General features: G+C 69.9%; 1 protein-coding gene. It reads left to right on the top strand.

Annotation, left to right across the window (positions count from 1 at the left end):
- Positions 1-2637, top strand: a 2637-nt coding sequence (locus tag D7V97_RS42065; protein ID WP_147445231.1) for a condensation domain-containing protein, incomplete at both ends; no start/stop codon positions are given.

Raw genomic sequence — 2637 nt, 5'->3', positions numbered from 1 at the left:
CCGCGCTCAGCGCGGAGCGCTTCATCCCCCACCCCTTCGCCTCCACGCCCGGTGCCCGCCTCTACCGCACGGGCGACGTCGTGCGCTGGCGTGCGGACGGCCAGCTGGACTACCTCCAGCGGCTCGATTTCCAGGTGAAGGTGCGTGGCTTCCGCATCGAACTGGGCGAAATCGAAGCCTCCCTGCTCGCACATGCCTCCGTGCATGAGGCCGTCGTCCTCGCGCGTGAAGACGTCCCCGGCGACAAGCGCCTCGTCGCGTACCTCGTGCCCTTCTCGGGGCAGCAGGTGGACACCGCCGTGCTGCGCGCGTTCCTCAAGGAGCGGCTGCCCGAGTACATGGTGCCTTCAGCCTTCCTCGTCCTGGAGGCGCTGCCCGTCAACGCCAACGGCAAGCTGGACCGCAAGGCGCTGCCCGCTCCCGACGCCTTGCCCCTCGCGGACTTCGTCGCCCCTCGCAGCCCCATCGAAGAGAAGCTCGCGCAAGCCTTCGCCATTGTCCTGCGCCGCGAGCAGGTCAGCATCCACGACGACTTCTTCGCCCTCGGCGGGCACTCCCTGCTGGCCACGCAGCTCGTCTCGCGTGTGCGCAGCGCATTGGGCGTGGAGCTACCGCTGCGTGCCCTCTTCGAAGCGCCCACCGTCGCCGCGCTCGCAGAGCGGCTGCGGATTGCCATCGTGGGCCCCCGGCTGCCACCGCTCACCCAGGCCGGCATCGAAGGGCCGCCGCCGCTGTCCTTCGCCCAGCAGCGCCTCTGGCTCCTGGATCAACTCCAGCCCGGCAGCGCTTCGTACAACATCCCCACGGCCCTGCGGCTGACGGGCCGCGTGGATGTGGAGTCCCTGCGCCGCGCCTTCGAAGCGCTGGTCGCACGGCACGAGACCCTGCGCACCACCCTCGTCCAGTATCAGGGCCAGCCCGCGCAGCGGATCCACGCCCCCATGGCGTGGGCCCTGCCGCTGATCGACGTCTCCTCCCTGCCCGAAGCCCGGCGGGAAGCAGAGGCCCGGAGCCTCGCGAACCAGGAGGCGCAGCGGCCCTTCGACCTGGAAGCAGGTCCGCTCCTGCGCACCGCCCTGGTGCGACTGAGTGGCGAGGAGCACCTGCTGCTGGTGACGATGCACCACATCGTCTCCGACGGCTGGTCCATGGGCGTGCTCGTCCGTGAGCTGACCGCGCTGTACGCGGCCTTCCATGCGGGTCAGGAGCCCGCCCTCGCGCCGCTGCCCGTGCAGTACGCCGACTTCACGATCTGGCAGCGGAACTGGCTCCAGGGCGAGACGCTGGACGCGCAGCTCGGCTACTGGAAGGAGAAGCTGGCGGGAGCACCGGCCGCGCTGGAGCTGCCCACGGACCGGCCGCGTCCACCCGTGCAGTCGCACCGCGGATCGACCGTGCCCGTGCGCCTCTCGCTGCCCGTCTCAGAAGCGATCAAGACCCTGTCCCAGCGCGAGGGCGCCACGCCCTTCATGACGCTGCTCGCGGCCTTCCAGGTGCTCCTGTCGCGCTACTCCGCGCAGGACGACATCAGCGTGGGGTCTCCCATCGCCGGTCGCACGCAGGAGGAGACCGAAGGCCTCATCGGCTTCTTCATCAACACGGTGGTGCTGCGCGCGCAGGTCCGCTCCGAGGACTCGTTCCGTCAGTTGATCGGACAGGTGCGCGGCACGACGCTCGCGGCCTACGAACACCAGCACCTGCCCTTCGAGAAGCTTGTCGAAGCGGTGCAGCCCGTGCGCGACCTCAGCCGCAGCCCGCTCTTCCAGGTGATGTTCGTCCTGCAGAACGCGCCCGCTGAAGCCCTGCGCGTGCCGGGCCTGACGTTCGAGCAGCTCGTCCTCGACTCGCACTCCGCGAAGTTCGACCTGACGATGACCCTGCAGGAGTCGCCCCAGGGCTTCATGGGCGTACTGGAGTACAGCAGCGACCTCTTCGATGCCTCGACAGCACAGCGCATGGTCGGGCACTTCGACGCGTTGCTGGAGGGGCTGACCTCGCTGCCCGATGCCGCGCTCTCCACCATCCGGTGGCTCACGGAAGCGGAGCGCGAGCAGCTGCTCGTCGAATGGAACGCAACGGACGTCGAGTTCCCGAGCGACACCTGCATCCACCACGTCGTCGCGGAGCAGGCCCGCCGCGCGCCCGACGCCGTTGCCGTGCGCATGGGCGAGCGCAGCATCACCTACGCGGGCCTCGAGGCCTGGGCCCACCAGCTCGCCGTGCAGCTTCACGCAGCCGGTGTCTCACGCGGCGACCGCGTGGCTGTGCTTGCGGAGCGCTCCCCGGAGCTGGTGGCCGGGTTGCTGGCCGTCCTCAAGGTGGGCGCGGCGTACGTGCCCATCGCCCCGGGTGTTCCGCCCGAACGCCTCACCTTCATGCTGGAGGACAGCGCCTCCGTCGTACTGCTCACCCAGCAGCATCTGCGCGCCTCACTGCCCACCCTCTCCGCACGCATCTTCTCGCTGGAGTCAGATGCCACGGCGCCGACGGGACCGTTGCTCGTGGCCCCTGTGGGCGCGGAGGACCTCGCGTACGTCATCTACACCTCGGGCAGCACGGGGCGCCCCAAGGGCGTCGCCGTGCACCACCGGGGGTTGATGAACCTCGTCACCTGGCACCAGCGCACCTATGCCCTGG

The organism is Corallococcus sp. CA053C (assembly GCF_003611675.1).
Taxonomy (GTDB): Bacteria; Myxococcota; Myxococcia; order Myxococcales; family Myxococcaceae; genus Corallococcus.
This window is presented reverse-complemented; position numbering and strand designations above follow the sequence as displayed.